The sequence below is a fragment of the Paraburkholderia fungorum genome, assembly GCF_900099835.1.
GTDB classification, from domain to species: Bacteria; Pseudomonadota; Gammaproteobacteria; order Burkholderiales; family Burkholderiaceae; genus Paraburkholderia; species Paraburkholderia fungorum_A.
On the sequence record NZ_FNKP01000001.1, the window covers coordinates 1,300,717 to 1,325,682 of the forward strand.

Below are 24,966 nucleotides of genomic sequence, written 5' to 3' on the forward strand. Positions count from 1 at the left end.
TGACGCCTGTTGCTTGCGATAAAAAATGCGCTGCTTCGGCAGCGCATTTTTTTTGGCCTGACTCCTGGCTTCTGGCTGACTTTTGCCTGGCGAGACTCAAGCCAGCGCAGAAGCCGACATTACTCAGCGTGCGGCAGACGCTTGCCCCTGAACATGGCGAACTTGCGAAAGCACGCAGCCGGCGAGTTCCTTTGCCTCGTAGCAAGCGTTTTTGTCCGCCAGTATTTTCGCCGCGAGACTGCCGATTACCTTGCTGGTCTGCCTCGACGTGTGATGTTGCGCTAACGCAGACCCAGCCAATTCTTTTTCTTCACGCGAAGCGTCTGTACGCAGTAGAACAATGGCAGCGAGATGAGCAAGATGATCAGAGGTTTCTGGCAGATTATTTATATTCAAGCTGGGCTCCAAAGTTGTGTTGTCGAAGTGTTCGGTGATTAAGTGCTGCTCTCAGTTACTTGAATTAAGTATGGTTAGCTAAATAAAATTTATCAAAAATGGACCTCTCGCCACGCGTTTCAGATTGCGCCGCGAACGGCTTGTGAGTTACTTTTTGCCCATCAATGTATCCACCGATTCACCGCGCACGATGATCTCCGTGCGACGGTTCAACGCGCGTCCTTCAGGCGTATCGTTGCTGGCGACCGGGTTGTTGTACGCGTTGCCTTTGGTTCGTACCCGGTCGATCGCCACGCCTCGCTCTACGAGCGCATAACCCACCGAGGTCGCGCGCGCTTCGGACAGTTGCTGGTTGTATTCGAGCGTGCCGACGTTGTCGGTATAGCCCTCGACGACGATCGGCTTGCGGCTGCGCTGTAGCAGCACCGCCGAGCGATTCACGACCGCCGTCGCGTCGCCGCGCAGATCGGACTGGTTGAACTCGAACAACGCGGATTCGGGCAGCTTGACCGCGACACCTTCCGCGACAGATGCCACTTCGATACCCACCGCCTTGTTCAGCGAGGTCTCGGTATCGCGATTCAGCGGGGCCGCGCATCCGGCCATCAATACGGCCGACAAGGCGCACGCCGTTACGCTCAGGACTGTTCTCATGTTTTTTCTCCTTTTATTCGATCACGTGGCGAGCCACTCGATTGCGGGCGATCCGCCGGATTGGTCAAGCACGACGGTTTTATCGTGGGCCGGGCGGAGAGGGGAATCAGCGATATCTGAAAATGGCGTACGGATTGCGGAGGGCTAACGCGTGTAATTTGCGCATACCTCCCCGGTTGAAAATGCTGCCCGGAAGACTTGCTGGAAGGTTCGGAGCAGCCGATGACGCAGGCGAAAATTCCACTGGGAATCGCGCCGTTATAATCCGATACCATGTCTATCCGTTTCGATGCCGCCGACGCCCACTGGCGCGTTGCGCCCTTACCCGGCCTGAGTGCCGCCCAGAAAGACTGGCTGACTCGCGGCGGCTCACTAACCGCGCATTTGCGTGCGTTAGGCCCGGTCGCCGTGCGTGTCACACGCGAATGTGTGGCGCTCCCATGGGCCGACGAATGCGCCGCACTCGGCATTACGCCGCGCGCGCCTGTGTGGGTGCGCGAAGTGGTGTTGTCGGTCAATGGTGTGCCTTTCGTCGCCGCTCATAGCGTGACGCCGCATGCGGCGAGCGTCGGCGTTTGGCAGGCTACGCGGCGCTTGCGCACGCGTCCGCTCGCCGAGCTTCTGTATAGCGACAGCAGCGTCGCGCGTTCGGCTCTGGTGAGCCGCAAGGTAACTGCGCGGCATCCGTTATATCGGTTGGCTGCGTGTGAAATTGGCGACGTGTCGCCGCAGGTGTTGCTTGCGCGCCGCTCGGTTTTCGAACGACACCGCGCACCGTTGATGGTGACCGAATGCATGTTGCCGGCGCTGTGGGCGCATCTGGCCGTGTCAAGTGAACTGAGGAGCTCGCACGAAGGTGTTGCTTCACTGGCGCATGCCGCGCATCCACGCATGCGCGAACACGGTCGCTCGCTTGAGCACACGGCTTCGCGTGCGCATTCCGCGCCGCGCAGTTCCGACGGGCGAGGCCGCTGATGTTGCGTGGCTTTCCTCCCGTCGTCGCCGCAGATACACATACGCTGATTCTAGGCAGCTTCCCCGGTGAAGCTTCATTGGCGGCGACGCAGTACTACGCGCATCCGCGAAATCAGTTCTGGCGCCTGCTAGGAACAGTGCTGGGTGAAGCGCAACTCGTCGAACTTGCCTACGAGGAGCGCTTGCGGCGCGTGCTGGCTCACGGCATCGGTGTATGGGACGTGCTTGCCGCGTGTGAGCGCGAAGGTAGCCTCGATGCCGCGATCCGCAACGCAAGTCCCAACGATTTCGCGTCGCTTCGCGCGCACGCGCCGAAGCTCACGAAGGTCTGCTTCAACGGCAAGACAGCGGGGCGCTTTGCGCCCGTGATCGGCGCGGCGGGTTACGACACGCTGGTGCTGCCTTCGTCGAGTCCGGCAAATGCGATGCTTTCGTTTGAGCAGAAGCTGGTGCTGTGGCGTGCCGTCGTCGAGTGACGGCGCGCTAATTCCGACCAGAAGTTGCGAGCGAAGAGGTCCAACGGTGGACCTCCTCTCGCAAGCCTGTACTCCAATCGAAGCCGCTATCCGGCGTGTATCAGAACGTCAAAGCCGAGGAGATAGACTGCACCGCCGCCTTGTTCAGAAAGATATAAAAGTTCTGTGCCGTCGTGCTTCCGGCCGGGAAAAGGGAGAGGGTTGTACCGTCTTTCATCAGCGCACCCTCGAAGATCTCGCCGTTGTTTTGATACAGAACCCGGTACTCGGGTGTCGCAGTATTCATCAGCGTGTTGGCGACCCATGCGCGAATGCCGCCTGCGAGCGTGACGATCTGGCCGTCGCTCAGGTTATAGGTCTTGCCGTCGTTCGCGCTGGTAAAGGGGAAAAACGCCTCCAGTGTCGAGATCGTCGTGCTGCATGGCGTGATGTTGTTTCCCGTGGTGGCGGGCGCTACGCAATCGCCGACGAAAACAGTGTCGCCTACCACCTGCCGGGTCACCTTCATGTATGCCGCGCCCGCTTGCCATGTCGCCGATTTGTTGTACAGCGAAGAGCCATTGACCGTGTTCGTGATGAGGCCCAATGCGCTGTCGTCGAATAGCTCCGACGGCGAAGCCGAAATTGCGCCGGACAAAGGAACGTTGGTGTAGTTAGTGCCGAGTAACGTCATCGTGACGGTCTTGCCGTCGGTGGCGTAGTCGGTTTCCTGAACGTTGTCGCCCACATAACTCACCTGAACCTGAGCCGGAATGGCTTCAGTCACCACTGCCCCGTTCACCAGATAACGGTCAGGAGTCAGCGTTGGCACGGCAAATCCCGACGCCACCGTCGACATACCTGTCGTCAACATTTGTGGGCCGCTGGTCGCGGGGCTTTGCGGCAAACTCGAATCTTGCGTGAAGAGCGAACTGCTCGGACTCACCGTCAACGCACCCGTAGACGAACTTGAAATAAGCAGCGAGCCGCGCAGATAATGCGCGCCGCCATTGCTGGCCAGCGTGAAACTCTCGTAGTTCTGCTGGACTGCACTCAGGTTGGCCGGTGTCGTGGCCGCCGAACCGCTGCTACCGCCGCCACCGCATGCGGTGAGTGAGAGTACTCCGATGAATGTCACGGCCAGAGCAACGTGCGTGGAAATTTCTTGCAATTTTATTTTCGGGGCTTTCATTTTGATTGTTTTCCTGATCGATGCCGTTTCTTGAGTCGGCTTTGCATGATGAATGCGGCGAGATAGCGTAATTTCGCGGCCATGCTACCCGAGCGCACAGCAGATTCGACACAGCGATCGAATGAAGCCTGTTACGAGAAATTTCGAGATCTTTTGTCGGAAACCAGATGCCTCACTAAATCCTTTTAGCGCTCATGCATTTACAGCGAGTTGCCGTGTTTAACCGTATTTGCAGGCCGCGTCCCTGGCCGCTCGTCGGCGTGATGCCCGATGAATATCGCGTTGCATAAACGCTGCATGGACTTCGCTTGCGAAGATCATGCGTGGCGAATCGCTTCACAGTATCGTGCGTAAAAACGCACTCGCTTTGCGCTACGAGCGGAGCAAACGCGAAGCCTTCACCTCCACCTCAAAACCCAGCCCCGCCCCCGTCGAATGCTATGCTCTCGTTCGACCAAAAATTGCGTTTCCAACGCGACATCCTCACATGACGAACTTGATCAAACGCGCTTCGGCCGAGGCGCGTGCCTTCCGTAGCCGCGACGCGGACAGCGTCGGCGGAAAACAGAAAACCGCTAAATCCGTGCAAAAGGCTGCGCAGAAACCGGCGCGCAACAGCAAACGCGCGTTGCACGACGACGATCTGCAAGACGCGCCGCAAATCGAAACGCCGCGCAAGCCGCGTTTTGCGCCGGTGACATTCTCGGAAGAAGGCGGCGTGCGTTTCCTGCATTTCGGCACGGAATGGGTACAAGGGGCGATGCGTTTGCGCAAGCCCGATCACATCGAACTCGAATACGCGCAGCAGATGATGGCCTGGCTGCTGTTCATCGAAACGCCGAAGCGCATCGTCCAGCTCGGTCTGGGTGCGGCGGCGCTGACCAAGTTCGCGTACCGTTTCCTGCCGGATGCGAAGGTCGAGGCGGTCGAAGTGAACCCGGCCGTGGTGATCGCTGCTCACGCGATGTTCGGCCTGCCGCAGGACGACGCCCGTCTGACCGTGCACGAAATCGATGCATGGGACTTCGTCAACGACCGCGCGAATCACGGCACGATCGGCGCGTTGCAGATCGACGTCTATGACGCGACCGCGCGCGGCCCGGTGCTCGACAGCGTCGGCTTCTACCGCGCGGTGCGCGCATGTCTGACCGATGCGGGCGTGGTGACGGTGAATCTGTTCGGCGATCACCCGAGCTTCGTGCGCAACATGAAGCGTCTGAACGAAGCGTTCGACGGCCGCGTGGTCGCGCTGCCGGAAGTGCACGACGGCAACCGCATCGCGATTGCGTTCTCGGGACCGGCGCTCGACGTGCCGTTCAGCGCCCTGCAAACGCGCGCGAAGCTGATCGAAGCGGAACTCGGCCTGCCGGCGCGCAAGTGGATCAAGGGTCTGCAGGAATCGACGGGGCAGAACGGCGAGTCGTTCTCCGTCTGAATGTCTGAGCGTCTGATTCCATGATCTCCGGCACTGCCGGGCAGCCTGCAACGGGCTGTCCGGCAGGCACCTCGCCGCTTTGCACCACCCTCCGCCGTATCCGCGCGACGCCTTCCAGGCGAGCTTCCCGCGCATCGAATTCCCCGCCTTCAATCGTCAACGAGCCTTGTCAAAAGCACGGTTTCGCCAAGGGTCGTCCCTGCTTGACCGCGCATTTGCGACTCCTATACTCTTTCGAAGCTTTCGGGGCGCCCGTGGCACCCGCGGGGCGGCCCTCAGTGTGGGATCCACCTCCCGTCGAACACGGGCCGACATTTCAATAATACGAAGAGGAGACGTCATGGCTCACGACGCCGACGCCAACAAGGCCAGCAAGCACTGGCTGTGGCTGCTGCTGTTGCCCTGGATTGCGATGATCTGGGTGCCGTCGTACAACAGGATCGAACCGCAACTGTTCGACTTCCCGTTCTTCTACTGGTACCAGCTTCTGTGGGTGCTGATCAGCGCCGTGATCACGGCGCTCGTGTACTTCAAGACCAAGACGCGTTCCCGTACCGACGGCCGCACGCAGGGAGGCGCACGATAATGAACGCCACCGCAACCTTTGTCTTCGTCCTCTTTTTTATCGGCGTCACGATTCTCGGTTTCGTCGCGGCCCACTGGCGGCGCGGCGACCTCGCGCATCTGGAAGAGTGGGGTCTGGGCGGCCGCCGCTTCGGCACGATCGTCACCTGGTTCCTGCTGGGCGGCGACCTGTACACGGCGTATACGTTTATTGCCGTGCCGGCGCTGGTGTTCGGCGCGGGCGCCACGGGTTTCTTCGCGCTGCCGTACACGATCCTGATCTATCCGTTCGCGTTCGTCGTGTTCCCGAAACTGTGGAGTATTGCGAAACGTCACGGCTACGTGACATCGGCGGACTTCGTGTCGGCACGCTATGGCAGCCGGATGCTCGCTCTGGCGATCGCGCTGACCGGCATCGTCGCGACCATGCCGTATATCGCGTTGCAACTGGTCGGGATCGAAGTGGTGATCGGCGCGCTGGGTTTCGACACCACGGGCTTTGTCGGCGATCTGCCGCTGATCATCGCGTTCGCGATTCTCGCGGCGTACACGTACACATCGGGCCTGCGCGCACCGGCGATGATCGCGGTGGTCAAGGACATCCTGATCTACGTGACGATCTTCGCGGCGATCATCGTGATTCCGCCGCAGCTGGGCGGCTTCGGTCACATTTTCGGCGTCGTGCCGCCGGCCAAACTGCTGCTGAAGTCGCCGGATGTGTCCAGCCTGAACGGCTATAGCGCGTACGCGACGCTGGCGGTCGGCTCGGCGCTCGCGCTGTTCCTGTATCCGCATTCGATCACGGCGGTGCTGTCGTCGAAATCGGGTAACACGATCCGCCGCAATATGGCGATGCTGCCGGCGTACTCGCTGGTGCTTGGCCTGCTCGCGCTGCTCGGCTTCATGGCGCTCGCGTCGGGCGTGAAGGACATGCCGGAATTCGCGCCGTACTTCAAGGCGTTCGGCCCGAACTTCGCGGTGCCCGCGCTGTTCCTGCACTTCTTCCCGTCGTGGTTCGTCGGCGTCGCGTTCGCAGCAATCGGGATCGGCGCGCTGGTGCCGGCGGCGATCATGTCGATTGCGGCCGCGAACCTGTATACGCGCAACGTGCACAAGGAGTTCATCAACCGCAACATGACGCACGAGCAGGAGACCAATGTCGCGAAGCTGGTGTCGCTGATCGTCAAGGTCGGCGCGGTCGCGTTCATTCTCGGTCTGCCGCTGACGTACGCGATCCAGTTGCAACTGCTCGGCGGCATCTGGATCATCCAGACGTTGCCGGCCATCGTGCTCGGTCTGTTCACGCGCGTGCTCGACTATCGCGGCCTGCTGATCGGCTGGGCGGTCGGCATTGCCACCGGCACGTGGATGGCGATTTCGCTGAAGCTGGCCAGCTCGATCTTCACGATTCACCTGTTCGGCATGGCGATTCCGGGCTATGCGGCGGTGTGGTCGCTGATCGTGAACCTGGTGGTGTCGGTCGTGGTGAGCCTGCTAGTGCGCGCGTTCGGCATGAAGCGCGCCGAAGACCGCACGCGTCCGGAGGATTATCTGGACGTGGTCGAGGGCTGATCTTTATCGTCTGAGCCGATTCTGTTTGGCCAGCTGTTTGCATTGCCCTGTTTGATCATGGCGCGCTGACGATACAACGCGACACAACGCCCGCACGCGAAAGCGTGCGGGCGTTTGTTTTTGTCGATACGGAAGTCCGCGCGCGGATTGCTTTACGTGTTGATCGCAACTGTCTATCCGGACGGCTCGGGCGTCGCAGCGTTTGTCTTTACCTCGCACTCCAGGGCACGATAGCGAAACCGTCCCTCACCGCGTCCGACGCGCCGCCATGGCCTCTGCCGATTCCCGCACCGTGATTCCACGCCGTTCGGCGCTCAGCCGGGCGGTCCGCGCGGTCACCTCGCCGTATTACCGCTATCGGCACGCGAAGGTGCTGCACAGTCTGCGCGTCGGTCTCGCCATGCTGTTTTCGATCCTGGCGACGACCGGCATCGATATTCCGCACGGCATCTGGTCGTCGGTGACGCTGCTGGTGGTGATCGGCGGCTTGCAGCATCACGGCAATATCCGCAAGAAAGCGGCCGAGCGCGCGGCCGGGACGCTGCTCGGCGCGACCATCGGGCTGGTGCTGATCGTGCAGCAGAATCTGATCGGCTCGCTGCCGCTCACTTATGTGCTGATGTCGATCGTCGCCGCGATCTGCGCGTGGTTCGCGATCGGGTCATCGGGCTATATCGGGCTGCTGACGGCCATCACGATGTGTATCGTCGCGGGGCACGGCGACAATCTGATCGACGTCGGCCTGTGGCGCACGCTGAACGTGCTGATCGGCATCGTGATCGCGCTGGCGTTTTCGTTCGCGCTGCCGCTGCACGCGACCTATTCCTGGCGCTACGGGCTCGCGGCGAATCTGCGCGAATGCGCGTCGGTCTACGCGCGGCTGATCGACGGCGGCACGATCAGCGAGGAAGAGCAGGTCAAACGCTTTCTGCTGATCAACAAGCGGCTGGTGCAATTGCGCTCGCTGATGCCGTCGGTGGCGAAGGAAATCGACGTACCGCAGTCGAAACTGGAGGAAATTCAGCGGCTGCATCGCTCGGTGTTGAGCGCGCTGGAATTGCTCGCGACCGGTCCGCTGATGCACGCCGACGCCGCCGCGCGCGCCGCGTATTCAGCGCAATGCGGCGTCGAAGTTCGTGCGGTGCGTGGCATTCTGCTGGCAATGGCGCGCGCACTGCGCTTCGGCCGCGTCACGCATTACAGCATTCCGGCTGCGTCGCCGCTCGCGCAGCATCACGCGGATCTCGCGTTGACGCTGCCGCCCGATCTGCAGGGGCCGTACTGGCTTGGGCAGCGGCTCGCGGAGCAGGTGGACCGGCTGCGCGCGCTGTTGCTGGAAACCGAGCCGAACTGGAACATCGAGCGGCATTCGCGGACTTTGCTTAAGGTTTAGGCGGGCGCGGAGTCGGGGCGGTCGGGTTCCGACACCATCCACATCAGCCCGAAGCGGTCGACCAGCATGCCGAAGCCGGTGCTCCAGAAGGTCGGCTGAAGCGGCATGACGACCTGGCCGCCGTCGGCGAGCGCATCGAAATATTTTTTCGCGGAGGCCGCGTCGTCGGCGGTGAGCGCCAGGCTGAAGCCGCTCATCCTGTCGTTCGGATCGCAATTGCCGTCGGACGCCATCCAGTTGGTCGAGCCCACCTGCACGCTCGCGTGCATGATTTTTTCTTCGAGACCGGGGCGCTGGTTCTGCGCGTCGGGCGGCGCGTCCTTGTAGCGCATCTTGAAGGTCACTTCGGCACCGAGCTTTGCGCTGTAATACTCGAGCGCCTCTTCACAACGGCCGTTGAAAAACACGTAAGGCTGAACGTACATGATCGTCTCCCGTTATTGGGTCAGCAGCGCCGGGCTCCTCGCCTGATGGCAGCGGGGAAGGGCGTGCAGACGATTGTAGTCGTCCGTTGTCGTGGGGATTGTGACGTTATTGCGTAGGGTGGCGGGGGCAGAGGCTGGCGTCCACCGACTGTGCGGCAGAGGCAACTAACGGCTTTGGCGCAAGCGTCTGCGAACGGCGAGCGGGTTGGCGCAGACTTAGATAGTTCTTGCTCCGCCGTGCAGCGTCCGAGCGCTGCCTGAAACGACAAGCGGCCCGGAACCATACAGTTCCGGGCCGCTTGTTTCGATCTTCGCCAGCACAAAGCGCTATCGAAATCTGGGTGCTTACACCAGCCGCGAAGTCCGAATGACCGGCGTACGGCGCTAGCGCTTACCGCAGCGCGTCAATCAGCTTCTCCAGCTTCACGGCATCGGCGGCAAATGCGCGAATGCCTTCAGCCAGCTTTTCAGTTGCCATCGCCTCGTCGTTGACGAGGAAACGGAACGACGATTCGTCGACCGGCACGCGTTCGATGCTCGCGTCATTCGACATTTCCGGCGACAGCTTGCGCTCCACCTTCTCGGTGCTTTCCTGCAGTTTTTGCAGCAGATCCGGGCTGATGGTCAGCAGATCGCAGCCAGCCAGTTCCAGAACCTGACCGGGCGTACGGAAGCTCGCGCCCATCACCTCGGTCTTGTAGCCGAACTTCTTGTAGTAAGCGTAAATGCGACGCACCGATTTGACGCCCGGATCGTTCGCGCCGCCGTCTTTCGCTTCGTCCCACGCGCTGCCGGCGTTCTTCTTGTACCAGTCGTAAATCCGGCCGACGAACGGCGAGATCAGTTGCGCGCCCGCTTCCGCGCAGGCTGCGGCCTGGGCCAGCGAGAACAGCAGCGTCATGTTGCAGTGGATGCCTTCCTTCTGCAGCACTTCGGCCGCGCGGATGCCTTCCCACGTCGACGCCAGCTTGATCAGCACGCGTTCGCGGCCGATGCCGTGGTCCTTGTACAGCGCGATCAGTTCGCGGCCCTTGGCGATCGACGCTTCGGTGTCGAACGACAGGCGCGCGTCGACTTCGGTCGACACACGGCCCGGGATGATCTTCAGGATTTCGGTGCCGAAGGCGATCAGCAACTGGTCGATGATTTCGCCGACCGGCTTCGTCGAATGTGCCTTGACGGTCTTTTCGAGCAGCGGCTTGTAGTCGTCCTTCTGGACCGCTTTGAGAATCAGCGACGGATTGGTGGTCGCGTCCTGCGGCTTGTATTGGGCAAGCTGCTGGAAGTCGCCGGTATCGGCGACGACGGTGGTGTATTGCTTGAGTTGGTCGAGTGCGGTTGTCATGTTCGAGCCTTCAGGGCGCGCTTGCGCCGTGGTTCAGGAGAAATGAGGTCGCCGCCTGACTGACTGGACGAATCAGCGACGGCGGCCGCGGGTCACGCTGCAGCATTCCCACAATCTGGCCGGGAACGCTGACGGATGCTTCTATTCTATGGCGGATCGCCTGAACCGGTATTGACAGTTGGACTCGGCGATCCGTTCAAACGGATTTTTGGGTGGCACAGCGGTACAGCCGCTAGCGCGGGCAAGCCTGCTCACGCGCGACGCGCATTCAACACCAGTTGCGTCAGCACGCCCGCGACGAGCCCCCAGAACGCCGAGCCGATCGACAGCAAGGTCAGCCCCGACGCCGTCACCATGAACGTCACCAGCGCCGCTTCGCGCTGCTTCACGTCCTGCATCGCGTTGGCGAGGCCGCTCATGATCGAGCCGAACAGGGCCAAAGCCGCGACCGACACAACCAGCGCCTTCGGCAGCGCGGCGAACAACGCGGCAATCGTCGCGCCGAAAGTCCCGGCGATCAGATAGAAAATGCCGCACCAGACGGCGGCGGTGTATCGCTTGTCGTGGTTTTCGTGCGCTTCGGGGCCGGTGCAGATCGCTGCCGTGATCGCGGCAAGATTGATGCCGTGCGAGCCGAACGGTGCGAGCAGCAGCGACGCGATGCCGGTGGTTGAAATCAGCGGCGCTGACGGCGTGGTGTAGCCGTCGGCGCGCAGCACGGCGATGCCCGGCACATTCTGCGAGGCCATCGCCACCACGAACAGCGGAATGCCGATGCTCACGCTGGCCGCCACCGAAAACGCCGGGAAGGTGAACACCGGGTGGGCCAGCGCAACGTGAAACCGGCTGAAATCGAGCAGCCCGAGGACACCCGCGGCCACCGTGCTGACCACCAGCGTCGTCACGATTGCATAGCGAGGGGCGATCCGCTTGATGATCAGGTAAGTGAAGAACATCACCAGCACGAGCGCGGTCTGGAACTGCGCAGCGCGGAAAATCTCGATGCCGATCTCGAACAGAATCCCGGCCAGCAACGCCGACGCGATACCCGCCGGAATTTTCTTCATCAGCGTGTCGAACCAGCCGGTCAGGCCGACCACCGTCAACAGCACCGCGCAGACGATAAATGCGCCGATCGCCTCCGGGTACGACACATGCGGCAGCGATGAAACCAGTAGCGCCGCGCCGGGCGTCGACCAGGCAATCACGATCGGCGCGCGAAAGCGCAGCGACAGCCCAATCGTGCACACGGCCATGCCGATCGACAGCGCCCAGATCCACGACGAAATCTGCGCATCGGTCAGATGCGCGGCCTGGCCCGCCTGGAACATCAGCACGAGCGAACTCGTGTAGCCGGTCATCATCGCGACGAAACCCGCGACGATGGCGGACAGCGACGTGTCGGCGAGTGGATTGATGCGTTTGGGCGGCGTGGCCGCTGGCGACAGCTCAGGCGATGAAGATGGACTCATGCAGATGTTTTCTTATAGTCGAGAATTAAACGTGACCCAAACGTGATGCGAAACCTGACCTGAAGCCCCTGATCCAAAGCGAGGCCCAGGCTATTTGCTCAGAACGCGCATCGCGGTTTCCAGCCCGGCAAGCGTCAGCGGATACATCCGCTGCCCCAGCACTTCGCGGATTGCGCTGACCGACTGCCGGTACGCCCACAAACCTTCCGGCTCGGGATTGAGCCACGCAAAATGCGGGAAGTGGTCCGCGAGCCGGCGCAGCCAGACTGCGCCGGCTTCGGCGTTGTTGTACTCCACCGAGCCGCCCGGCTGCAGCACTTCATAGGGGCTCATGGTCGCGTCGCCGACGAAGATCAGCTTGTAGTCGGGCGTGAATTTGTGCAGCAGGTCCCAGGTCGGCATCCGTTCCGCGTGACGGCGGCGGTTATTTTTCCACAGGAAGTCGTAGACGCAATTGTGAAAATAATAAAACTCGAGATGCTTGAACTCGGCCTTGGCTGCCGAGAAGAGCTCTTCAGTGCGCTTGATGTGGTCGTCCATCGAGCCGCCCACATCGAGCAGCATCAGCACTTTCACCTTGTTGTGCCGCTCCGGCACCATCTTCAGATCGAGCCAGCCCGCGTTCGCGGCGGTGCTGCGGATCGTGTCGGGCAGATCGAGCTCTTCGGCCGCGCCTTCGCGGGCGAAGCGACGCAGACGGCGCAGCGCGACCTTGATATTGCGCGTGCCGATTTCGACCTGATCGTCGTAATCGCGATACGCGCGGGCTTCCCACACTTTCACGGCGGTGCGGTTGCCGCCCGCATCGCCGCCGATGCGCACGCCTTCCGGGTTATAGCCGCCGTTGCCGAACGGCGACGTGCCGCCCGTGCCGATCCATTTGCTACCGCCTTCGTGACGCTCTTTCTGTTCGTCGAACAGTTCCTTCAGGCGTTCCATCAGCTTGTCGAGGCCGCCCATCGCTTCGATCTGCGCTTTTTCTTCCGGCGACAGATCGCGTTGCAGCTTCTTTTTAAGCCAGTCGAGCGGCACGTCGAAGGCGAGTTCCGACGCCTGCGCGACGCCGTTGAAATACGCGCCGAACGCCTGATCGAACTTGTCGAAATACTGCTCGTCCTTGACTAGCGTGATGCGTGCCAGGTAATAGAACTCGTCGAGCGACGGCGCGATCACGTTCGCTTTGAGCGCTTCGAGCAGCGTCAGATATTCCTTGACCGACACCGGCAGTTTGGCGGCGCGCAACGAGTAGAAGAAATCGATCAGCATGCTGGGTCCCATGCGAGATAGTTGCCACAGCGGCGACGGGCGAGCGGCGCTGTGTTCACACCGGCTGGCGGTCTGGATTGCGTTGCCGCCGACTGGTCTCGCCAGTCAGCGGTCGATCGTGGTCAACGCGATCCGAACCGCTGGCCAATCACTGCTCAACGGTTATTGCGGTTCATGAAAATCAGCCGCTCGAACAGGCCCACGTCCTGCTCGTTTTTCAGCAACGCGCCGTGCAGCGGCGGAATGATCTGCTTCTGATCCGACGAGCGCAGCGCTTCGGGCGGAATGTCTTCGGCGAGCAGCAGCTTGAGCCAGTCGAGCAATTCCGACGTGGACGGCTTTTTCTTCAACCCCGCCACGTTGCGCAGTTCGAAAAAGCTCTGCATGGCCGCGGCGAGCAGGTCCTTCTTGATGCCGGGGTAATGCACCTCGACGATCTGCTGCATCGTCACCGGATCGGGGAACTTGATGTAGTGGAAGAAGCAGCGGCGCAGGAACGCATCCGGCAGCTCTTTTTCGTTGTTCGACGTGATGATCACGAGCGGGCGCTTTTTCGCGCGGATCAGCTCGTGCGTCTCGTACACGTAGAACTCCATACGGTCGAGTTCGCGCAGCAGGTCGTTCGGGAATTCGATGTCGGCCTTGTCGATCTCGTCGATCAGCAGCACGACTTGCTCGTCCGACTCGAACGCCTGCCACAGCACGCCCTTGACGATGTAGTTGCGGATGTCCTTGACGCGCTCGTCGCCGAGTTGCGAGTCGCGCAGACGCGACACCGCGTCGTATTCGTACAGACCCTGCTGGGCCTTGGTGGTCGACTTGATATGCCACTGCAATAGCGGCATGCCGAGCGCGGCGGCGACTTCTTCGGCGAGCATGGTCTTGCCGGTGCCGGGTTCGCCCTTGATCAGCAGCGGGCGCTTCAGCGTCATCGCGGCGTTGACCGCGAGCTTGAGGTCGTCGGTGGCGACGTACTGCGATGAGCCTTCGAAACGCATGGCGAGGTGCTCTTTTTTGGAAAAAACCCAGTATAAGTCAGAAGACCTGTTGCCTTGAAACCGGCTCGCGTATGGTATGACCCGCGATGTGGCGTGCGATGTCGTCCGCGCCGGGGCATGCGGAAGCGGATGTATCCATGGCAAATTGGGCGTTGCCGTGGGTCTGCCGGCTGGCATTGCCACGATTCGCAAAGCGTTCGGGAGGCGTGCCGCGTGAGCTGCCGAATGAGCTACTGAATCGCATCGAATACAGGCAGCGGGTAAACGCTGTATGAGTGCGCTGCGTGGGCGTTTTGCGCGGCTCGGCGAAGCCGGTCGGCGGCTGCTTTAGTCGGACGAAAAACCTTGCCTGGCGGGACTTTCGCGGTAAAACGGCCGGTCCTGCGGCAAGGCTTTGATGAGCCGCCCCCGCAGCCCCGCCCGGTGGACGTTCGGAGCGACAGCGCGGTACAATTAGCCCGATTTTTTTGGCCTGCGTGGCTACCCTACAAGAAGAACGGCGTGGGTCGTTGCCTTTCCGGGCGCCCGTCTCCCCTCAAGCCAGGTTACATGCTATGAATAAATTCGTTGGCAAAAACGTTGTGATCGTTGCGCTGTCGGTATTTGGGGGCTTCGCGGCCAGTGCGCAGGCAGCGGATGTCGTAGGTAACGCCAAGGCCGGCCAGAGCAAAGTCGCGATGTGTATCGGCTGCCACGGCATCCCCGAATATCGCACGGCGTATCCCGAGGTGTACCGCGTACCCATGCTGGGCGGCCAGAATCAGGCCTACCTCGAAAACGCGTTGCATGGCTACAAGAAGGGTGACCGGCACTTCGAGACCATGCATGCCATCGCCGTCACGCTGTCGGATCAGGACATCGCCGACATCGCTGCTTACTACGCGGCGCAAAATTCCTCTTCGAAAAGCAATCCCGACAAGTGATCGGCGTCGGTCACCCGGCTATAACTATTCGCGGGATAGGAGAATTCATGATTAAGCCACAACAGGCACTCCACACGGTGTTCAAGGCTGCATGCGCGTCGGCGGTAATGATGGGGCTGGGCGCAGCGAACTTCGCGCACGCTGCCGACGCCGGCAACGGCAAGGTGCTGGCCGACAGCCACAACTGTGCGGCATGTCACGGCGTCAACCTGAACAAGCCGGTCAGTCCTGAATATCCGAAGCTGGCGGGACAGCATTCCGACTATGTCTACTGGGCGCTGCGTCAATACCAGATGGGCAACGGCAATCCGCACCTCGGGCGCAACAACGCGATCATGCAGGCGCAGGTGCAGAGCCTTTCGCCGAACGACATGAAAGATATCGCGGCTTACATCGAATCGCTGAGCGGCGATCTGGTGCAGAAGAAGTAACGGCGCTGCGCGTTTTGCGCGTGCTTTTGGATTGAGCCTCGGATTGAAAACACCTCGCTTCGGCGAGGTGTTTTGTTTTGGGAGACTTGGGACGGTTTTGGCTTTGGACAAGGAGTTTACTTTCGACCGCTGCACGTTTTTCATGACGCCACGGCCTGAGTCTGTATCGGACGGTGCCGCTGGCTGACGGTGTCGTGGCCGTCATTCCTGGAGCTAAAGCTAAACCCTAACTCTTGCGCGCCAGTGTGCCGCCGAGCGGCGGCCATACACTTGCCGACATTGCCTTTCCCGCGTCCGCAACCGCTGCTCGCTTCATCAATCGCGCGTGGCGCGGCGTTCGATGCGTTGCAGATAAGCATCCGTATCCGGCGGCGTACCGGTGCGCTGCGCTTCCCAGATGGTCTCGCCGAGGCAATCCATGATCGCGTGCTGCGCTTCGTGAGTCGAGCCGAGGCGAGCGGCGAGGCGCTCATGCGCCGCGCGAATGCCCGGCGGCTGGTCGATCGACAACTGTTCGGTGATGGCCAGATGCATCGACAGATGCAGGAACGGGTTCGTCTGACCGCGTTCCGGCGAGTAGTCCTGCGCTTGCGCGGCGCCGCCGTCGCTCAGGTCGGCGTGATATTCGGGATGTTCGACGATCCAGTCGGCGGCAATGGCCTCCAGCGGCGTCAGAATCTCGCCTTTGCGCTGTTTGCGCCAGGTGTCGGTGAAAAAGAGACGAACTTCGTCGCGGCTGGGATTAAACATCGTGGGACCGGTGCGTATTTAAGTGGAATGCTTTGAGCGCAACGCATGCGCGAGCAGGTGGATATTTTACGCCGGGGTGGTGGAGGCTGCTGGAGCCGCCAGCCCCGGCATTCTCGTTCTCAAAGATCCGGCGGCGGCGTTTTCGGCTTGAACTCGCAAAGCGGCTCGATCGCGCAATGCCAGCATTCCGGCCTGCGCGCCCGGCACACATAGCGGCCGTGCAAAATCAGCCAGTGGTGCGCATCCTGCTTGAACTCGGCGGGAGTGAATTTTTCCAGCGCCGCCTCGACCGTGCGAACGTCTTTGCCCGGCGCGAGCCCGGTTCGATTGGCAACCCGAAAGATGTGCGTATCGACCGCGATGGTCGGATGGCCGAACGCCGTATTCAGGATCACGTTAGCCGTTTTCCGCCCGACCCCCGGCAGACTTTCGAGCGCCTCGCGATCTTCCGGCACCTCGCCACCGTACTGGTCGAGCAGAATCCGGCACGTTGCGATGACATTCTTCGCCTTGGTGCGATACAGCCCGATCGTCTTGATGTAGCCGGTCACCCCTTCTTCGCCGAGATCGAAAACCTTCTGCGGCGTGTTCGCGACCGGGAACATCTTGCGCATCGCCTTGTTGACCGACACGTCGGTGGCCTGCGCCGACAGCAGCACGGCGATCAGCAATTCGAACGGTGAGGTGTACTCAAGCTCGGTGGTCGGATGCGGATTCAGGCTCTGAAGCGTTTCGTAGATGGCGCGGCGTTTGTTCGCGTTCATGCGGAGCTGGAGTTGACGGGCGACTAGCGCGGGTTGGACGGTTTGTCGGCATCGCCGTTGCCTTCGGCGGTGAGTCCGAGACGGCGGCGGCGCGCTTCGGCGGCGTCGATCTGAGCCTGCACGTCGGCGCTGACCTGATCCGTATTCCGCGGACCTTGGCCCTTGGCCGCCAACTCCTCTTTCTTTTTGCGAGCACGTTCGAGCGCGGCCTGGATGATCGCGCGTTTCTTCGCTTCGGCGTCGTCGGCGGCGGGAGCGTTGCTCGGCGCCGCAGCTTCGGCGGTTTGCGTGGCGCATGGACTCAACACGGGGGCGTCGGCAGCCGTACCGGCTCGCCGCGCCGCAGCACGGGCTTCTGCGGCTTCGCGTTCGCGAGCAAGACGCGCTTCGCGCTGGTTGTGGCGAGTGCGCGCAGCGTCGGCCTGGCTCTGGCTCCATGCATCCCAGCCGGTTGCGTCGCCGGTGACCGGCGGCATCGAAATACAATCGACCGGGCAGGGCGGCACGCACAGATCGCAACCGGTGCAGAGTTCGGCGATAACGGTGTGCATCTGTTTCGGTGCACCAACTATTGCATCGACCGGACATGCCTGCATGCACAACGTGCAGCCGATGCAAACCTGTTCGTCGATAACCGCCAACGGACGCGCCCGTTCGACGCCATTGGCGGAATTGAGCGGAATTACCGGTTTGCCGAGCAATGCAGCAAGACGCGCGACGCCCTCGATACCTCCGGGCGGGCACTGGTTGTAATTGGCTTCGCCATTTGCGACGGCTTCGGCGTAGGGACGGCATGCGGGGTAACCGCACTTCGTGCATTGCGTTTGGGGCAGCAGATCTTCAATGCGATCCGCGAGTATTTGTATGTCTGTCACGGTCACGACGTGGGGTTCGGCTTGCGGCCGCACAGCTTGAACTAAATGGCACATTATCGCCGATTTCCCCAATTGCCATCCGCAATCCATGTGCCATAATCGAAGCGCTTTTTCGAAAGACCGCAGAAGGGTGTCCCCCAACCATGGCGCGCCCGTTCAGTGCTGCCGGTGCAGGTCCGAGGAGAGACCGGCGGCACGACCCGGATAACGCGGCTCACGAAGACGATGCCACCATGAATCAGCCGAAAATCAAAAGAGATCCTGAAGGCACGAGGCGCCGCATTTTGCTTGCGGCGGCCGAAGAGTTTGCAAATGGAGGGCTATTCGGCGCGCGCGTCGATCAGATCGCCCGCCGCGCGGAAACGAATGAACGAATGCTGTATTACTACTTCGGTAGTAAGGAGCAGCTTTTCACCGCTGTTCTCGAGCATGCTTTTAGCGCGCTCAACGAAGCCGAACGTACGCTCGAACTGAGCGGCTCTGCGCCGGTCGAGGCGGTCACGCGTCTTGCGCATTTTGTTTGGGATTACTACCGCGATCATCCCGAGTTGCTGCGTCTCATCAATAACGAGAATCTGCATGAAGCACGCTACATGCAGAAATCGACGCGCATCCGCGAAATGATCTCGCCGATCGTCGCCACGCTCGGCGGCATCCTCGAACGCGGTCAGCGTGCTGGGTTATTTCGCACAAACGTCGATCCGTTGCGCTTTTACGTGACGCTGTCGGGCATGGGTTATTACATCGTGTCCAATCGCTTCACGCTCGAGGCAACACTCGGCCGCGACTTCAGCAGCCCCGCCGAACGCAGTGAAGTGATCCAGATGAATACCGAGTTGCTGCTCGCGTATCTGTTGCGAAAGTAAAAGGGTGGGGTGAAGACGCCGCTAACGTGTGCGAGTTTTAAAGCGGCATTAATTTGCGGGTAATTCGCAATAAGCGCACAGTCGACACGCCACGAACCTGCAACGTTCGCAAACAACAACGGCCTCGAAAGAGGCCGTTGTGCAAATTGCTGCTCGCGGTATCACCTGGGATTTACTCAGGCTTCGACTTTTTCCTTCGCAACCTTGGGCGCCTTATTGTGCTCAAGGATGAACTCGCGCAATTGCGGATAAATGATGGTGCGCCAGCGGCGTCCCGAGAAAATGCCGTAGTGCCCGCATTTTTCCGCAGTGAAATGGCGCTTGTCCTGCTCGGGAATGCTGGTGCACAAGTCGTGCGCGGCATAGGTCTGGCCGTCGCCGGAAATGTCGTCCAGTTCGCCTTCGATCGTGAAGAGCGCGGTTTTCGTGATGTCCTGCGGCCGCACGCGTTCGCCGGACACGTCCCACGTACCTTCGGCAAGACGGAATTCCTGGAACACCACGCGGATCGTGTCGAGGTAATAGTCCGCGTCCATGTCGAGCACGGCGTTGTACTCGTCATAGAAGCGGCGATGCGCTTCCGCGTCGTCTTCGTCACCGCGCAGGAGGCTCTGGTAGTAATCCCAGTGCGACGCTGCGTGACGCTCCGGATTCATCGCGACAAAACCGGTGTGCTGCAGGAAGCCCGGATAAACCTTGCGGCCCACGCCCGGATAGTTGGGCGGCACCGTGAAAATCACGTTGTTCTCGAACCATTCGTACGAGTGCTGCGTGGCGAGCGAGTTGACCGAAGTCGGGCTCTTGCGGGCGTCGATCGGGCCACCCATCATCGTCATGGTGCGCGGCGTGTCTTCGCCGCGGCTCGCCATCAGCGAAATAGCGGCGAGCACCGGCACGGTCGGCTGACATACCGAGATCACATGCAGATTCTTCGCGCCGATGTGGCGGATGAATTCCTGAATGTACGCGATGTAATCGTCCAGATGAAACTCGCCGGCTTCGAGCGGCACCATGCGCGCGTCGATCCAGTCGGTCAGGTAGACCTTGTGGTCTTGCAGCAACGTGCGAACGGTGTCGCGCAGCAGCGTGGCGTGGTGTCCCGACAACGGTGCGCAAACCAGCACGACCGGTTCATCTTTCAATTGGGTAACAGCGTCGCTGTCGTCGGCGAAACGCTTGAAGCGCATCAGGCGGCAGAACGGCTTTTCGACGATCGTCTGTTCGATGATCGGAATGTTATGGCCGTCTTTGACAATCTGATGGAGGTTGAACTCGGGCTTTTCGTAATCTTTACCCAGTCGGTAGAGTAGTTCGTACCCGGCTGAGAGGCGCGTGGCGCCCGGCACATAGGCTAGAGGACTGGCAGGATTCGCGAAGGATTTTGACGCGGCCTGGGCCCAGGCGGTGAGCGGGCTCAACATTGCCCGCTGGAATTCATGCAGTTGGTAGAGCATGGGTGCTCCGTTTTAAGCGGTTCGCATGGGGCTTCGCAAACACGCGTGAGGCGTTGTGGCGGGCCAAATTTGGTTGTGGGCACATTGATTTTCGGCCGACAGTCTGATCGATCATATCGAACTCAGCGTACTTGTGCAATGCAGCAATTTGCATGCGGCGCGCATGCAAATTGTCACTAAATCATGCTACTGACGATGTTGCTGCGCCGCTATCAGGGCTTGCCTCAGCCTTAAGTTCGTCTTCCATCGTGCCGCTATGGGGCGGCTGGCCCGTCGCCTGCGCCATCTCCTGTTCGTGCTTCATCAGGTTCAAGCCAGTGTGCACCAGCGCCACATGCGAGAACGCCTGCGGGAAGTTGCCGACCAGGCGCTTCGCAGCCGGATCGTACTCCTCGGCGAGTAGCCCGACATCGTTGCACAGCGCGAGCAGCCGCTCGTACATCGCGATGGCTTCGTCCATCCGGCCTTGCAGCGCGAGGTTGTCCACCATCCAGAACGAACACGCGAGAAACGTGCCTTCTCCGGGCGGCAGGCCATCGTCGTATTCGGTGGTGCGGTAGCGCATCACGAAGCCGTCGTGCATCAGATCACGTTCGATCGCCGCCACCGTGCCTTTCACTCGCGGATCCTGCGGCGGCAGGAAGCCGACCATCGGCATCAGCAGCACGCTGGCGTCGAGTTGGTCGCTGCCGTAGAACTGCGAGAACGCATTGAGATCGGCATTCCATGCCTTCTCGCAGACTTCCGCGTGGATCGTGTCGCGGGTGGCGCGCCACTCGTCGAGCGGGCCGTCGAGTTTGAACATCTCGGCCGAACGGATCGCGCGATCGAACGCGACCCACGCCATCACTTTCGAGAACGTGAAATGCCGGCGGCCGCCGCGCGTTTCCCAGATGCCTTCGTCGGGCTCCCGCCAAATCGTGTCCAAGTGTTTCAGCAGCGCGCACTGCACGTTCCACGCCGTGTCGTCCGCCTGCAAGCCGCCGACGCGCGCCAGATGCAGCGCGTTCATCACTTCGCCGTAGACGTCGAGTTGCCGCTGGCCGACCGCGTTGTTGCCGATGCGCACCGGGCTCGCGCCCTGGTAGCCCGGCAGCCAGTCGATTTCGAATTCGGGCAGACGCCGCTCGCCCGCGATCCCGTACATGATCTGCAACTGCTCGGGCGCGCCCGCCATCACGCGGCCGAGCCAGCTTCGCCATGCGCGCGCTTCGTCGTAATAGCCGCCGCGCATCATCGCGAGCAGGGTGATGGTGGCGTCGCGCAGCCAGCAGTAGCGGTAGTCCCAGTTGCGCGTGCCGCCGAGCTGCTCCGGCAGCGACGTGGTGGGCGCGGCGACGATTCCGCCGGTCGGCTCGTAGGCAAGCGCCTTCAGCGTGATCAGCGAGCGGCGGATCGGCTCGGCCCAGCGGCCTTCCACCGTGCCGCGCGCCGACCATTCGAGCCAGTGATTCTCGGTGCGCGCGAGCGATGTGTGCGGATCGCGCGCGGGCGGAATACGCAGATGCGACGGCGCATACGCCAGCGCGAACGGCACGCGCTCGCCCTCGCTCACGGTGAATTCGGCGATGGTTTTCATGTCCTCGCCGCGCAACTCGACCGGCGTGCGCAGCACCGCGTTATCCGGCCCGACGATCGCCTTAATGCCGCTGTCGTGCTTCAGACGGTCGACCCACGGAATCGAAAAGCCGTAGTCGAAGCGCAGCACCAGTTCCATCTTCATCTTCACGGTGCCGCGTTTGCCGACGACAATCCGCACCATCTCCGACCACCCGTTACCCGGCGGCATGAAATCGATCAGCGTGACGGCGCCTTCGGGCGTGTCGAAATCGGTTTCGAGAATCAGCGTTTCGCCGCGATAGCGGCGCGTGATGGTGGGTGGCGTATCCGAGACCGGGGAGATCAGCCAGCGGCCGTTGTCGGGGGTGCCGAGCAGGGCCGCGAAGCACGCGCCGGAGTCGAAGCGCGGCCAGCAGAGCCAGTCGACGGAACCGTCGCGGGAGACGAGCGCGGCCGTGTGGCCGTCGCCGATGAGCGCATAGTCTTCGATAAGTGCAGGCATGGATAAGCGTATCGGTTATGACGCGCGGCGCGAACCGCGGCGTCTCGGTCATGGTTATTACGGGACTCGCACGATGCGCTTTGGTTCGTTCTGTTTTTTTGAAGCAATGCGGCAAAACGCGAGTTGGTAATCTTTAAATCCACTGCCTACAATCGGATTTCAAGCCGATGCCCGGAGCCTTCCGGATCACGCCCGGCCTTGCCCATGGCGCATGCAGACGCCGTTTCCGAGGACGAAAGCTATGCTGAACCCATCGAAAGCCGATTGCATCAAGATTCTCTCCGCCGCTAGCGAACTGAACGACGATTCGATGTTGCCGCTCGATTGCGGCCGCCTTGGCCTGAGCCGCAACGGCATGCTTACTGCGGCCGCTTTTCTGATCGAGCGTGCGTGCTTCCGGCGCTATCAGGAAGGTGGGGGTCATTATGCCGTCGGCGGATTGTCGTTGCAGGGGCGGTTGCGGCTCGATCAGTTGTCGAACGGCTGACCGGCCGCACAAGCCGGGCCGGGGAGCGCGGACAGGCCGATAAGGGCACACCCGGCACGCCGCTGAGCCGGCACGTTCGCCGCGAGTGCGCTTGCGCTTGTCGTGAGCGCGTTTCATGGCGCGCATTCGCCGGTTTTTTCCCGCTGTATTCATGGCTGCTGCAAGCGGCCTGCTTTGTCACGACCGTTTCCTGCGATTCAGAACGATTCAGAACGATTCGGACCCGCACCGGGCCGACCCCGCGCCCGGTTGCGTTCCTTGCGACTGTCTTTCAGTTCGTGGCGCCGAAGGGCTGCGCGCAACGGTCCGTCGTCGCCCGGAAGTGTGCTCAGAAGTGCGTCGACCCCACGCCGAAGATCCCGATGATGCCGATGATGATCAGATAGAGCGCGACGATGTAGTTCAACAGACGCGGCATGACCAGAATCAGAATGCCGGCGATCAACGAAACGAGCGGGCCCAGGCTGAGTGTGACGTTCATGAAGACTCCCGTAGTGTGATTCGCGTAAGGACGCGATTGACGCGATTGAAAAAATTCCCCATCAGACGGGGCAATGGCTACCCATGCATACCCGATGTATAAGCCGGTATCGGTAGCCGGTTTCGCTGCATGATCCTACCTGCGCTTTTATACTTGCCACGATAAGAACAAACGCTCGACTCACCGCGCGGCAGACCAGAGACACCATTACAACCGCTTGTATCCAATACCTGATGTCCAGGAGGTCCTATGCTTCGTAGTCGTCGTGCCGCTACGCGTGCCGTTTCGAGTTCTCTTTCCGCTGCCACCGCGCAATCCGCTTCGTTGCGGGCGGTGCGGCCCGCGCCTCTGCGTTCCGCCCGTTCGATGATAAAAGGTTTCGCGCTGCTGGTCTCGCTCGTGGCAACTCACGCGTTTGCGCAAGATTCCGGCCCGGTCCCCGCCGACGGTGTCTATGACATGCTGGTCGGCACCTACACCGCAGGCAAGAGCGAGGGCATCTACGTCTATCACTTCGATACGAAGACGGGCGCGGCGACGCGGGTGTCGGTGGCGCAGACGGTCAATCCGTCGTTCCTCGTGGTGAGCCGCGATCGTCATTTCGTCTATGCGGTCAACGAACTGCCCGGCGACAACGGGCCGGCCACGCAACGCGGCGGCATCAGCGCGTTCCGTTTCGATGCCGCGCAGGGGCAACTGTCGTTCATCAACAAGGTGTCGTCTGACGGCAATGATCCGTGCTACCTGAGCTTCTCGCCGGACGGCAAGTATCTGCTGACCGCGAACTACTCGGTGGCAGCCGATCCGGGCGGCAGCTTCGCGGTGTTTCCGTTGCAGGCCGACGGGCAGGTGGGCACGTCGGTGCTCACGGTGCATCACGAAGGCGGCGGTCCGGTGAAGGGGCGTCAGGACAACTCGCACGTTCACTCGACCGTGTTTTCGCCCGATGGACAGTACCTGTTCGCGCAGGATCTCGGCGTCGACAAGCTGTTCTCATATCGCTACACGCCCGATGGTGACCACGGTCCGTTCGCACCGACCGACTGGCGCTATACCCCGCAGAAGGCGGGCACGGGGCCGCGTCACCTGATCTTCGGCAAGGACGGCAAGCATGCGTATCTGACGAGCGAGCTGGCGGGCACGGTCACCACGTTCGATTACAAAGACGGCAAGCTCACCCAGGTGCAGGCGCTGTCGTTGTCCGAACCGGGCTTCAAGGGGCAGGTGGGGGCGGCGGCGATCCATCTGTCGCCGGATGGGCGTTTCGTGTACGCGTCCAATCGGGGCGACGCGAACGAGATCGTGATCTTCTCCGTCGATCCGGCCAACGGGCATCTGAAGAAGATCGGCCATCAGTCGAGCCTTGGAAAATCGCCGCGTGAATTCGCGATCGATCCGACCGGCAACTGGTTGATCGTCGGCAATCAGAATAGCGATACGGTGTATGTGTTCAAGCGCGATCAACAAAGCGGCCTGCTCGATCCGACGCCGGCGCAGCACTTCGAACTGGGTTCGCCGGTGGATTTCAAGCTGGTGTCGCCGTCGTGATGTTGCAGGTGGTGGGCGCGCGGAATCCTGCCGCACTCACGACATGAAAAACGGGCCGCTCACTGGTGTGAGCGGCCCGTTTTCCTGAGGCTGGCGGTTGCGGTTCAACGGGCGTTCTTCGCGCCATTGCCATTGTCGTTCTCTGTTCATCGCATGAGCTGAACAGAGAACCTTCCGCTGGCT

General features: G+C 61.3%; 25 protein-coding genes. 11 read left to right on the forward strand and 14 right to left on the reverse strand.

Features of this window, described 5'->3' with window-relative positions; genetic code table 11:
* Positions 1–123: 123 nt before the first annotated feature.
* Together BLS41_RS05750 and BLS41_RS05755 are read right to left on the reverse strand one after the other, a co-directional pair.
* Positions 124–396, reverse strand: a complete 273-nt coding sequence (locus tag BLS41_RS05750; RefSeq protein WP_143026223.1) for a hypothetical protein — start codon at positions 394–396, stop codon at positions 124–126.
* A gap of 147 nt (positions 397–543) precedes the next feature.
* Positions 544–1,050: an OmpA family protein gene (locus tag BLS41_RS05755; protein WP_074763424.1), complete on the reverse strand. Its 507-nt coding sequence runs from the start codon at positions 1,048–1,050 to the stop codon at positions 544–546.
* A 273-nt stretch (positions 1,051–1,323) separates the two neighbouring features.
* Here BLS41_RS05755 and BLS41_RS05760 point away from each other — a divergent pair, with 273 nt between their 5' ends.
* Positions 1,324–2,025 carry a chorismate--pyruvate lyase family protein gene (locus BLS41_RS05760; RefSeq protein ID WP_074763425.1) on the forward strand — a complete coding sequence of 234 codons (702 nt, stop codon included), beginning with the start codon at positions 1,324–1,326 and terminating at the stop codon, positions 2,023–2,025.
* Positions 2,025–2,501, forward strand: a complete 477-nt coding sequence (locus BLS41_RS05765) for a DNA-deoxyinosine glycosylase (RefSeq protein ID WP_074763426.1) — start codon at positions 2,025–2,027, stop codon at positions 2,499–2,501. The genes BLS41_RS05760 and BLS41_RS05765 overlap by 1 nt, the downstream gene beginning before the upstream one ends.
* A 100-nt stretch (positions 2,502–2,601) precedes the next feature.
* On the opposite strand, the gene BLS41_RS05770 is transcribed toward BLS41_RS05765, so the two are convergent.
* Positions 2,602–3,651, reverse strand: coding sequence for a hypothetical protein (locus BLS41_RS05770; RefSeq protein WP_253189626.1), 1,050 nt, complete (start codon positions 3,649–3,651; stop codon positions 2,602–2,604).
* Positions 3,652–4,159: 508 nt separating this feature from the next.
* Here BLS41_RS05770 and BLS41_RS05775 point away from each other — a divergent pair.
* From BLS41_RS05775 to BLS41_RS05790, 4 genes are all read left to right on the forward strand, one after another.
* The gene (locus BLS41_RS05775) at positions 4,160–5,107 is read left to right on the forward strand and encodes a class I SAM-dependent methyltransferase (protein WP_074763427.1); all 948 of its coding nucleotides are present in this window, start codon (positions 4,160–4,162) and stop codon (positions 5,105–5,107) included.
* 340 nt (positions 5,108–5,447) lie between these two features.
* Positions 5,448–5,693 (forward strand): DUF3311 domain-containing protein, encoded by a 246-nt coding sequence (locus tag BLS41_RS05780; RefSeq protein WP_074763428.1) that lies wholly within the window; start codon positions 5,448–5,450, stop codon positions 5,691–5,693.
* Positions 5,693–7,243: a monocarboxylate uptake permease MctP gene (gene mctP / locus BLS41_RS05785; protein WP_074763429.1), complete on the forward strand. Its 1,551-nt coding sequence runs from the start codon at positions 5,693–5,695 to the stop codon at positions 7,241–7,243. Before BLS41_RS05780 ends, mctP begins: the two co-directional genes overlap by 1 nt.
* A gap of 268 nt (positions 7,244–7,511) precedes the next feature.
* Positions 7,512–8,636, forward strand: coding sequence for an FUSC family protein (locus BLS41_RS05790; RefSeq protein ID WP_074763430.1), 1,125 nt, complete (start codon positions 7,512–7,514; stop codon positions 8,634–8,636).
* On the opposite strand, the gene BLS41_RS05795 is transcribed toward BLS41_RS05790, so the two are convergent.
* The 5 genes from BLS41_RS05795 to BLS41_RS05815 form a co-directional block, all read right to left on the reverse strand.
* The gene (locus BLS41_RS05795; protein WP_074763431.1) at positions 8,633–9,061 is read right to left on the reverse strand and encodes a VOC family protein; all 429 of its coding nucleotides are present in this window, start codon (positions 9,059–9,061) and stop codon (positions 8,633–8,635) included. The genes BLS41_RS05790 and BLS41_RS05795 overlap by 4 nt on opposite strands.
* Before the next feature lie 391 nt (positions 9,062–9,452).
* The gene (gene tal, locus BLS41_RS05800) at positions 9,453–10,406 is read right to left on the reverse strand and encodes a transaldolase (RefSeq protein WP_074763432.1); all 954 of its coding nucleotides are present in this window, start codon (positions 10,404–10,406) and stop codon (positions 9,453–9,455) included.
* Between the two features lie 251 nt (positions 10,407–10,657).
* A complete protein-coding gene (locus BLS41_RS05805; protein ID WP_074763433.1) occupies positions 10,658–11,878 on the reverse strand; it encodes a benzoate/H(+) symporter BenE family transporter in 1,221 nt (406 codons plus the stop codon).
* A 90-nt stretch (positions 11,879–11,968) separates the two neighbouring features.
* Positions 11,969–13,144 carry a vWA domain-containing protein gene (locus tag BLS41_RS05810; protein ID WP_074763434.1) on the reverse strand — a complete coding sequence of 392 codons (1,176 nt, stop codon included), beginning with the start codon at positions 13,142–13,144 and terminating at the stop codon, positions 11,969–11,971.
* 155 nt (positions 13,145–13,299) lie between these two features.
* Entirely contained in the window at positions 13,300–14,142 is an 843-nt protein-coding gene (locus tag BLS41_RS05815; RefSeq protein ID WP_074763435.1) for an AAA family ATPase, read from the reverse strand.
* A 554-nt stretch (positions 14,143–14,696) separates the two neighbouring features.
* Between BLS41_RS05815 and BLS41_RS05820 the strand changes: the two genes are divergently transcribed.
* Entirely contained in the window at positions 14,697–15,065 is a 369-nt protein-coding gene (locus tag BLS41_RS05820) for a c-type cytochrome (protein WP_074763436.1), read from the forward strand.
* A gap of 47 nt (positions 15,066–15,112) precedes the next feature.
* A complete protein-coding gene (locus BLS41_RS05825) occupies positions 15,113–15,496 on the forward strand; it encodes a c-type cytochrome (protein ID WP_074763437.1) in 384 nt (127 codons plus the stop codon).
* A gap of 315 nt (positions 15,497–15,811) precedes the next feature.
* Here BLS41_RS05825 and BLS41_RS05830 read toward each other — a convergent pair whose 3' ends face one another.
* From BLS41_RS05830 to rsxB, 3 genes are all read right to left on the reverse strand, one after another.
* On the reverse strand, positions 15,812–16,246 hold the full coding sequence (locus BLS41_RS05830) for a DUF1841 family protein (RefSeq protein WP_074763438.1): 435 nt from the start codon (positions 16,244–16,246) through the stop codon (positions 15,812–15,814).
* Positions 16,247–16,365: 119 nt separating this feature from the next.
* Positions 16,366–17,010, reverse strand: coding sequence for an endonuclease III (gene nth, locus BLS41_RS05835; RefSeq protein WP_074763439.1), 645 nt, complete (start codon positions 17,008–17,010; stop codon positions 16,366–16,368).
* A 23-nt stretch (positions 17,011–17,033) separates the two neighbouring features.
* Entirely contained in the window at positions 17,034–17,891 is an 858-nt protein-coding gene (gene rsxB, locus BLS41_RS05840) for an electron transport complex subunit RsxB (RefSeq protein WP_216350604.1), read from the reverse strand.
* Between the two features lie 227 nt (positions 17,892–18,118).
* Here rsxB and BLS41_RS05845 point away from each other — a divergent pair, with 227 nt between their 5' ends.
* Positions 18,119–18,751, forward strand: coding sequence for a TetR/AcrR family transcriptional regulator (locus BLS41_RS05845; protein ID WP_074763440.1), 633 nt, complete (start codon positions 18,119–18,121; stop codon positions 18,749–18,751).
* A 176-nt stretch (positions 18,752–18,927) separates the two neighbouring features.
* Here BLS41_RS05845 and BLS41_RS05850 read toward each other — a convergent pair whose 3' ends face one another.
* Together BLS41_RS05850 and BLS41_RS05855 are read right to left on the reverse strand one after the other, a co-directional pair.
* A complete protein-coding gene (locus BLS41_RS05850) occupies positions 18,928–20,205 on the reverse strand; it encodes a polyhydroxyalkanoate depolymerase (RefSeq protein WP_074763441.1) in 1,278 nt (425 codons plus the stop codon).
* A 181-nt stretch (positions 20,206–20,386) separates the two neighbouring features.
* The gene (locus tag BLS41_RS05855) at positions 20,387–22,267 is read right to left on the reverse strand and encodes a glycoside hydrolase family 15 protein (RefSeq protein ID WP_074763442.1); all 1,881 of its coding nucleotides are present in this window, start codon (positions 22,265–22,267) and stop codon (positions 20,387–20,389) included.
* A 241-nt stretch (positions 22,268–22,508) separates the two neighbouring features.
* On the opposite strand from BLS41_RS05855, the gene BLS41_RS05860 reads away from it, so the two are divergent.
* Positions 22,509–22,754: a hypothetical protein gene (locus BLS41_RS05860; RefSeq protein ID WP_074766310.1), complete on the forward strand. Its 246-nt coding sequence runs from the start codon at positions 22,509–22,511 to the stop codon at positions 22,752–22,754.
* Positions 22,755–23,082: 328 nt separating this feature from the next.
* Here the strand turns inward: BLS41_RS05860 and BLS41_RS05865 are convergent, their stop codons facing one another.
* Entirely contained in the window at positions 23,083–23,235 is a 153-nt protein-coding gene (locus tag BLS41_RS05865; RefSeq protein ID WP_074763443.1) for a DUF3096 domain-containing protein, read from the reverse strand.
* 249 nt (positions 23,236–23,484) lie between these two features.
* Here BLS41_RS05865 and BLS41_RS05870 point away from each other — a divergent pair, with 249 nt between their 5' ends.
* Positions 23,485–24,783, forward strand: coding sequence for a lactonase family protein (locus BLS41_RS05870; RefSeq protein ID WP_074763444.1), 1,299 nt, complete (start codon positions 23,485–23,487; stop codon positions 24,781–24,783).
* The last annotated feature ends 183 nt before the right edge of the window (positions 24,784–24,966 follow it).

Coding starts and splice junctions, on each gene's coding strand:
- BLS41_RS05755 (WP_074763424.1), bottom strand. CDS start 1,050: ATGAGAACAGTCCTGAGCGTAACGGCGTGCGCCTTGTCGGCCGTATTG.
- BLS41_RS05760 (WP_074763425.1), top strand. CDS start 1,324: ATGTCTATCCGTTTCGATGCCGCCGACGCCCACTGGCGCGTTGCGCCC.
- BLS41_RS05765 (WP_074763426.1), top strand. CDS start 2,025: ATGTTGCGTGGCTTTCCTCCCGTCGTCGCCGCAGATACACATACGCTG.
- BLS41_RS05775 (WP_074763427.1), top strand. CDS start 4,160: ATGACGAACTTGATCAAACGCGCTTCGGCCGAGGCGCGTGCCTTCCGT.
- BLS41_RS05780 (WP_074763428.1), top strand. CDS start 5,448: ATGGCTCACGACGCCGACGCCAACAAGGCCAGCAAGCACTGGCTGTGG.
- mctP (WP_074763429.1), top strand. CDS start 5,693: ATGAACGCCACCGCAACCTTTGTCTTCGTCCTCTTTTTTATCGGCGTC.
- BLS41_RS05790 (WP_074763430.1), top strand. CDS start 7,512: ATGGCCTCTGCCGATTCCCGCACCGTGATTCCACGCCGTTCGGCGCTC.
- BLS41_RS05795 (WP_074763431.1), bottom strand. CDS start 9,061: ATGTACGTTCAGCCTTACGTGTTTTTCAACGGCCGTTGTGAAGAGGCG.
- tal (WP_074763432.1), bottom strand. CDS start 10,406: ATGACAACCGCACTCGACCAACTCAAGCAATACACCACCGTCGTCGCC.
- BLS41_RS05805 (WP_074763433.1), bottom strand. CDS start 11,878: ATGAGTCCATCTTCATCGCCTGAGCTGTCGCCAGCGGCCACGCCGCCC.
- BLS41_RS05810 (WP_074763434.1), bottom strand. CDS start 13,144: ATGCTGATCGATTTCTTCTACTCGTTGCGCGCCGCCAAACTGCCGGTG.
- BLS41_RS05815 (WP_074763435.1), bottom strand. CDS start 14,142: ATGCGTTTCGAAGGCTCATCGCAGTACGTCGCCACCGACGACCTCAAG.
- BLS41_RS05820 (WP_074763436.1), top strand. CDS start 14,697: ATGAATAAATTCGTTGGCAAAAACGTTGTGATCGTTGCGCTGTCGGTA.
- BLS41_RS05825 (WP_074763437.1), top strand. CDS start 15,113: ATGATTAAGCCACAACAGGCACTCCACACGGTGTTCAAGGCTGCATGC.
- BLS41_RS05830 (WP_074763438.1), bottom strand. CDS start 16,246: ATGTTTAATCCCAGCCGCGACGAAGTTCGTCTCTTTTTCACCGACACC.
- nth (WP_074763439.1), bottom strand. CDS start 17,010: ATGAACGCGAACAAACGCCGCGCCATCTACGAAACGCTTCAGAGCCTG.
- BLS41_RS05845 (WP_074763440.1), top strand. CDS start 18,119: ATGAATCAGCCGAAAATCAAAAGAGATCCTGAAGGCACGAGGCGCCGC.
- BLS41_RS05850 (WP_074763441.1), bottom strand. CDS start 20,205: ATGCTCTACCAACTGCATGAATTCCAGCGGGCAATGTTGAGCCCGCTC.
- BLS41_RS05855 (WP_074763442.1), bottom strand. CDS start 22,267: ATGCCTGCACTTATCGAAGACTATGCGCTCATCGGCGACGGCCACACG.
- BLS41_RS05860 (WP_074766310.1), top strand. CDS start 22,509: ATGCTGAACCCATCGAAAGCCGATTGCATCAAGATTCTCTCCGCCGCT.
- BLS41_RS05865 (WP_074763443.1), bottom strand. CDS start 23,235: ATGAACGTCACACTCAGCCTGGGCCCGCTCGTTTCGTTGATCGCCGGC.
- BLS41_RS05870 (WP_074763444.1), top strand. CDS start 23,485: ATGCTTCGTAGTCGTCGTGCCGCTACGCGTGCCGTTTCGAGTTCTCTT.